General features: G+C 61.4%; 6 protein-coding genes and 1 tRNA gene. 2 read left to right on the forward strand and 5 right to left on the reverse strand.

The genetic code is table 11. From position 1 onward, the window contains the following. Positions 1 to 115 precede the first annotated feature (115 nt). Positions 116 to 192, reverse strand: a tRNA-Met gene (locus tag DXD77_RS06430). Positions 193 to 389: 197 nt separating this feature from the next. Between DXD77_RS06430 and DXD77_RS06435 the strand changes: the two genes are divergently transcribed. Further along, a complete protein-coding gene (locus tag DXD77_RS06435) occupies positions 390 to 1163 on the forward strand; it encodes a type III pantothenate kinase (protein WP_117564056.1) in 774 nt (257 codons plus the stop codon). Positions 1164 to 1262: 99 nt separating this feature from the next. Here DXD77_RS06435 and DXD77_RS06440 read toward each other — a convergent pair whose 3' ends face one another. The 4 genes from DXD77_RS06440 to DXD77_RS06455 all read right to left on the reverse strand — a co-directional run bounded on the left by DXD77_RS06440 (position 1263) and on the right by DXD77_RS06455 (position 5991). After that, on the reverse strand, positions 1263 to 2432 hold the full coding sequence (locus tag DXD77_RS06440) for an ATP-binding protein (RefSeq protein ID WP_233506757.1): 1170 nt from the start codon (positions 2430 to 2432) through the stop codon (positions 1263 to 1265). 278 nt (positions 2433 to 2710) lie between these two features. After that, the gene (locus DXD77_RS06445; protein ID WP_117646167.1) at positions 2711 to 3412 is read right to left on the reverse strand and encodes a hypothetical protein; all 702 of its coding nucleotides are present in this window, start codon (positions 3410 to 3412) and stop codon (positions 2711 to 2713) included. Next, the gene (folK, locus tag DXD77_RS06450) at positions 3413 to 5143 is read right to left on the reverse strand and encodes a 2-amino-4-hydroxy-6-hydroxymethyldihydropteridine diphosphokinase (protein ID WP_117648244.1); all 1731 of its coding nucleotides are present in this window, start codon (positions 5141 to 5143) and stop codon (positions 3413 to 3415) included. It lies immediately after the preceding gene. Between the two features lie 95 nt (positions 5144 to 5238). Further along, a complete protein-coding gene (locus tag DXD77_RS06455) occupies positions 5239 to 5991 on the reverse strand; it encodes an NAD-dependent protein deacylase (RefSeq protein WP_117646165.1) in 753 nt (250 codons plus the stop codon). A gap of 114 nt (positions 5992 to 6105) precedes the next feature. On the opposite strand from DXD77_RS06455, the gene DXD77_RS06460 reads away from it, so the two are divergent. Then, positions 6106 to 6924, forward strand: coding sequence for an exodeoxyribonuclease III (locus tag DXD77_RS06460; RefSeq protein ID WP_117564051.1), 819 nt, complete (start codon positions 6106 to 6108; stop codon positions 6922 to 6924). Positions 6925 to 7111 lie beyond the last annotated feature (187 nt).

Genomic DNA, 7111 nt, shown 5'->3' on the forward strand with positions numbered 1-7111 from the left:
TCGGGTCCACCTGTTACAGATCGAGATTATGTTTGAGAGGCTGGAAATTGGACTGAGAAAACAGTCCCGGAATAACAAAAAAGCTCGCCGGCTAGGCCGACGAGCTGCAAGTTCTTGGTCGCGGGGGCAGGATTTGAACCTACGACCTCCGGGTTATGAGCCCGGCGAGCTACCAGACTGCTCCACCCCGCAATGTCTGGACGCCTCATGTGCGCAAGAAAGAATATTACGCGGGAGTTCGGTAAGCGGCAAGGAAAATCTCGTAGAGCATAATTCCTTCATATTTAGAACCCCTCAGCCCCTATCACCGTGAACGAATCGCAGCCGAGCGCCGCCGGCGGCACGTATACAATGGTGCGCGTCCTTTTACGCCGACACCTGGAGTAGACATGCTGCTCGCTATCGATATGGGAAACACGCAGACGGCCATGGGCCTGTTTGACGGAGACGAGCTGGTGCAGTCGTGGCGTATGCCCACCGACCGCTCCTATACCGCCGACGAGATCCACGTGCGCCTGATGGGTTTCTTTAAGATGTACGACCTCTCGCTCGGCGCGGTCGACGCGATCGCCTTTGCCGGCGTGGTGCCACAGCTTTCGTGCGAGTGGCACGCCGTGGCCAACCGCATCGCGGCAGACGCCATCGTCATCGGGCCGCAGACGGCGGCCGTGACCAAGCTGCGGGCGGCACGCCCCCAGGCCGTTGGTGCCGACCGCATCGCCAACGCCGTCGCTGCCGAGACCTTCTACGGCGCCCCAGCGATCGTGGTGGACTTTGGCACCGCAACCAATATCGACGTCATCGACGAGGACGGTTATTACATTGGCGGAGCGATCGCGCCGGGTATCCGCATCTCCATGGACGCGCTCGCCGCCCGAGCCGCCAAGCTCGCCAGCGTGCCGCTCGAGGCGCCCGAGCATGCCATCGGCCGCGATACCGAGGAGTGCATCAAGGTCGGCGCCGTAACGGGCGCCGCCGCCATGGCCGAGGGCCTGGTCACGCGCATGAAGCGCGAGCTGGGGCGCGAGGACGCCACCGTTATCGCCACGGGCGGCCTCGCCAGCATCGTCGCCGATTCGACTGATGCCTTCGACATAGTCGACGGCCAGCTCACCATCAAAGGCATCTGCGAAATCTACCGCCGCATGCAGAAGCTGGGGTAAGGCGGGGTTTAAGTCGAGCGCGAGCGGCGAACTAGGCAACGCATCGGTCCTATTCCTCAAAATCGAAATTTTTTCGTTTTTGAGGAATAGGACCTTTTGCTAAGCCTCGCCGCACAACCACCTCGCCAGGTCCACGATCTGCACCCCATTGCGGTCCGTGGCCTCGTGATGCGTGCGGGCGAGAATCATCTTGGGGTACGCGTCGCCAATGCTCAGCAGTGGTGAAATCTCGCGTTCAAATGTCTTATCCGAGCTGATGTCGTCGCTCACCTGAATGTAGAGCTTCTCGCTTCGCTTGATTGCTACAAAGTCTATTTCCTTTTTATAGAGCACACCGACGTATACCTCGTATCCGCGGCGCAGCAGCTCGATGGCCACCATGTTCTCGTATACGCGTCCCCAATCCATATCACGTGTACCAAGCAGTGCGTATTTGAACGCGTGGTCTGCCAGGTAATACTTCTCGCCGCTCTTAAGGTATTTTTTACCGCGAATGTCGAACCGGCGAACTTTATAGAAGGCAAACGCATCGCACAGGTACCCCATGTACGCACCGACCGTTTTGTTCGTTATCTTTAGCCCATCTGCGTTCAAAACATCCGTAATGTTGCGTGCCGACGTTATGTTGGAGACGTTGTCCATCATGTAATCGGCAATGCGCAGCAGTGCCGATTCGTTTCTCACGTTATGCCGCTGCACGATATCCCTCACGATGAGCGTTTTGAAGACATTGGAGAGATATTGGTAGCGCTGCTCCTGCAGTGGATAAGGGTAAGAGCCGGACATACCGCCGGTTCTCGCGTACCCATCGAAGTCGCGATCGACCTCGCCCTCGTCACTATAGAAGCGATACTCCTCAAACGAGAATGGGAAAACCTCGATCTCGAACGTACGCCCCGTAAAGAGCGTCGACAGATCGCTCGACAGCAAAAAGGCGTTCGATCCGGTGATGAAGATGTCGTACTGCTCGGATGCATGGAGGCTGTTGATCGCGCGTTCAAAGCCGTCGCACATCTGAACCTCGTCGATAAGCAGGAAGTTTTGCTTGTCGGACACTCGATGCTCTTTCACATAGGCGAGCAGGGCATGATATTCGAGCAGGCCCTCGAACTCGTCGAGGTTGTAATTGATATGGATGACATTCGAATTGGACAGATTTGCCTCCACGTAATCGCGGAGGGCCTCGAGCAATTTTGACTTACCGCTACGGCGAATGCCCGTTATGACCTTGATGTCCGGTACGCCAATAAGGCTCGTCAACGTGTCCATATATGACGTTCTATTGATGAGTTTCATTGGTGCCTCCCTGCGGTCTTCTATCGCTATTCCTCAAAAACGAAAATTATTCAGTTTTGAGGAATAGACTCTGCAACGAATATACCTCGTTAAAGGCCGAGCTGGCTTAATTCTATTCCTCAAAATCGAAAGATTTTCAGTTTTGAGGAATAGGGTGCTGACAACCCATTCCCCAGACAACAAGACCCTCCCCAGCACAGGCCGAAGAGGGCTTCGTTGTCATCGCTATCTTTGAGCGCGGGCACCTCGCGTTACAGTCCGCGAATCCGTACGGCCTCGGGCGGAAACTCCTGCTCGCCGGCATCGGTCTTGATGGTCGCGCGACCCCAGATGTCCAGGCCCGCAAACACACCGACCGCAAGCGGCAAGCCGCTGGGCGACACCGCCGCAACCTGACGACCCAGCAGTGGCACCATGTCAAAGTACTCGCCCAGCACCGGAGCCAGCGGGCCGGCAGCGCCCTGTGGTGTGTTGGCGGCAACCGCCCAGGTGTCCACGCGGACCAGCACGGCGGTGGCCAATGCCTCGACCAGCACCTCGTCGGCCATATCCACGCCAAGCTCGCTCAGCGCCGCACGTTCAATATCAACCGTCACCGCGGCAAACATGCCCGCAGCACCGGCACCGCCGTTCACGGCAACACGCGCGAGCGACGTCTCAAACGCAGGCGCACCGCACACGATATCGCTCGGCCACTGGATACCCACTTTACCGGCAAGGCCCAACCCCGGCGTCGAAGCCGTGCCCACGAGCGCGTCCATCATGCCCATCGCGGCCACAAACGGCAGGCCGTGGAAGGCGTGCATGTTCACATCGGGGCGCACAACCAGCGAAAACGTCAGCGAAGCATCGCCCACGCTCCACGCGCACCAGCCCGCGGACACGCCCTCGCGACCCGCGTCACGCGCCGCGTCAAGCTCAGTGGCAGCGACTACAGCGTTCATCTCGATCATCTACATACGCCCCAATTCACCCACGATATGGCCCACACGATCCTCGGGCTCCTTGACCTCGACGCCGTTGTAGCGGAAGAACCGCGCCGGGTCGTGCATCAGGTCCTCAAGCGGCACCAGCACAAAGTCGCGCTCGCCGATCAGTGGATGCGGCAGGCGCAGCTTTTTGCCGCCGTGGGTCTCGCCGTCCATCCACAGCAGGTCCAGGTCGATGGTGCGCGGACCGTTGGCCTTGGCCTTTTTGGAGCGGTCGCGGCCCAGCTCGGCCTCGATCTTCATGAGCTCGTCGAGCAGCACCAGCGGCGCCAACTCGGTCTTGATCTCGATGACGGCGTTGGCAAACGCGTCCTGGCGCGTCTCGTAGGCCGGCTCGCTCTCGTAGATCTTGGAGGAGTTGGACACGCAGGTAAGTGGAATCTCGGCGATCATGTCGCGTGCGGCGCGAATGTTGTCGCAGCGATGCCCCAAGTTGGATCCCACGGCCACAAACGCGCGGCGCGGCTGCGGCTTGGCAACCGCCCAGTAGCCGTTCAGGAACTGCGCAAAACCCGCGGCGTCGTGCACGCGCACGATGTTGGCACCGGCCTGGATGGCGCCCAGGCACACGCCAAACGTAGCGGCATCGCGCTCGGCGGCCTCGGTCACGCCCGAGACGGCGCCCACAAAGCGCTTGCGCGATACGGCGCACATGAGCGGATAGCCCAGTGACGCCATCTTGGCAGTCTCGCGCTGGATGACGATGCCCTCGTTAGCCGACTTACCAAAGCCCGGGCCAGGATCGATGCAGATGCGGTCGCGCGACACGCCGGCGTGGATGAGCGCGCGGGCCTGGTCGGACAGAAAGCCCATGACGCGGCGCATGATGGGCGCCGAATCGGGCAGGGTGAAGCGGCGGAGCTGCGAGGTGGGCACGTAGGCTTCCTCGCGGCGGGCGCTGCGGCGCATCATGGCGGCCAGGCGGTCATTGGACTCCGATGCGGCCTCGGTGGCCTCGGGCGCGGGCGCGACGGTCTCGGCGGCAGCAGCCTGCTCGGCGGCCGGCGTCTCCTGCTCGCTTGCAGGCTCGGTCGCGGGCTCAGGTTCGCCAAACGGCAACGAGGGCTGCACCACGCCGCCCGGAAGCTTGGTCTCCGGCTTAGGCTCGCCCAGCAACTTGCCGCGACGGCGGCGAGCCGGCTTCTCGGCCTCACGCGCGGCCTCGGCAGCCGCCTCGCGCGCCTTCTCGGCAACAAACGCCGCGGCCGAGGTATCGAGCTGCACCGTCGCGTGCGTACGAGCGGGAGCGGCGACCTCGCCGGCATGCATCACAATGACGCCGCAGGTGCTCGTCTTAACAAACTCGACCATCTTGGAGTCAGTGAAGCCGGTCACGTCGTTGACGATCGAGGCGCCGCAGCGCACGGCCGCCTTGGCAACCGCCACGTGACGCGTGTCGATCGAGACGATGGCGCCCTCTTTGGCCAGCGCGCGCACCACGGGCAGCACGCGGCGAGCCTCCTCGTCGGGATTAACCGGGGTAAAGCCGGGGCGCGTGGACTCGCCGCCTACGTCGATGATGTCGGCGCCGGCGTCGAGCATCGCCAGGCCGTACTCGATGGCGGCATCCGGGTCGAAGTGCTCCCCGCCGTCGCTAAACGAATCGGGCGTCACGTTGAGGACGCCCATGATGCGCGGACGGTCAAAGCTGAGCTCATACTTTCCGCACCGCCATGTCTTGCTGTCGTTCGCCATGAACATCCTCCTAAAATGCCCACGCCGCCGAGCTTGGGGAGCTGGCGGCGGGGTCGCTTTGCACTCAGTCTTTCTATTGTATCCGCGCACACGGGCTAGAACGCAAACGCGGCCGCGATGTCGCAAGAAATCAGCAGGTCGGCATTTGCATCCTGATCGGTAGGCGCCAAATTGCAAATGGCCAGCGTATCGCCAGTAAAGTAACGCGTAAGGCCTGCCGCCGGATACACCACGAGTGAGGTCCCGCCCACAATGAGGGCATCGGCCGCGGCGATGGCGGCAACGGCACCGGTCAACACATGCTCGTCGAGCGGCTCTTCGTAGAGCACCACATCGGGCTTGATACGACCACCGCACGCGGGGCACACGGGCACGCCCGCGGCGTCCTCGTGCTCGCGCGAGCAAATCCACTCGGCGCTATAGATCGCGCCGCACGACTGGCAAATGTTGCGATGGACCGATCCGTGCAGCTCGAACACGCGCTGTGAGCCGGCCATCTGATGCAGGCCGTCGATGTTTTGCGTCACCACGACATCGAGCTTGCCAGCTCGCTCCAGCTCGGCGAGTTTGGTGTGACAGCGGTTGGGCTTAGCGTTAAGCGCGATCATCTTGGTGCGGTAAAAGTCGAAGAACTCCGCCGGATGTGTCTCGTAAAAGCTGTGCGACAGCATGGTCTCGGGCGGATAGGCAAACTGCTGGTGATACAGGCCGTCCACGCTGCGAAAATCGGGAATGCCGCTTGCCGTGGAAACACCAGCGCCGCCAAAGAAAACCACGCGCTCGTGGGTGTCGAACAGCTCCGCCAACGCCGCGGAGGCCTGCTTGGGATCTGTTATCGCTTGCGTCATGTTTGTCCTCCGTCCATGTTGGTCGGGGCGGCTGCGATTGCGCCGTCGCCCACGGAGCCCACCCCGCCCCTGTTGCGCTAATCTTAAGCCTGCCAACCCCGTCGAAAGGACACCATGCCTCAGACTTACACTTTCGCCTCGTGGAACGTCAACGGCCTGCGCGCCGTGCTCAAAAAGGACCCGAGCTTTATCCAGATCGCGCAAGAACTCGACGTCGATATCCTGGCGCTGCAAGAGACCAAGCTGCAAGAAGGCCAGGTCGATATTGACCTGCCCGGCTATCACCAAACCTGGAGCTACGCCGAGCGTAAAGGCTATTCGGGCACTGCGGTCTTTAGCCGCCAGGAACCGCTGCGCGTGCTGCACGCCGACGCGCTGCTACCCTACGCCGGCGAGGGTGAGGCGGCCGCACTCGTCGCCCAAACCGTAACCGAGGGCCGCGTCTGCGCGCTCGAGTTCGACAAGTTTTGGTTTGTCGACGTCTATACGCCCAACGCCCAAAATGAACTCGCCCGCATCGACGTGCGCATGGCGTGGGACGACGCCTACCGCGGCTTTTTGAACGCGCTCGAGCGCGAGACCGGCAAACCCGTCGTGACCTGCGGCGACTTTAACGTGGCGCACGAGGAGATCGACCTTAAGAACCCCAAGTCCAACCGCGGCAACGCAGGCTTTTCGGACGAGGAGCGCGGCAAGTTTACCGAGCTGCTCGACGCCGGTTTTACCGATACCTGGCGCGCGGCAAACCCCGACGTCGAGGGCGTCTACAGCTGGTGGAGCTATCGCTTTAATGCCCGCAAGAACAACGCCGGCTGGCGCATCGACTACTTCCTGGTAAGCGACGCAATCGCCGACAACGTACGCGACACCGGCATCCGCGGCGACATCTTCGGCAGCGACCACTGCCCCGTCACCCTTACGTTGGAGCTCTAGCTCCAGCTGCCCCCGGAGACGAAGGAAAACGGATCATTTTGGGCCTCGTGAGGGTGTCCGCGTGACCCATCCGCCACGAAACACGCCCATCTACTACGTTTAAGCCACCACCCTCAACCACAGCGAACAACGCAAATCAAAACCACCCCTAAAAGGGGTGGTTTGCTCTTAGGGTATAACCCTTGGA

It is taken from the genome of Collinsella sp. TM09-10AT, assembly GCF_003436275.1.
Classification (GTDB): Bacteria; Actinomycetota; Coriobacteriia; order Coriobacteriales; family Coriobacteriaceae; genus Collinsella.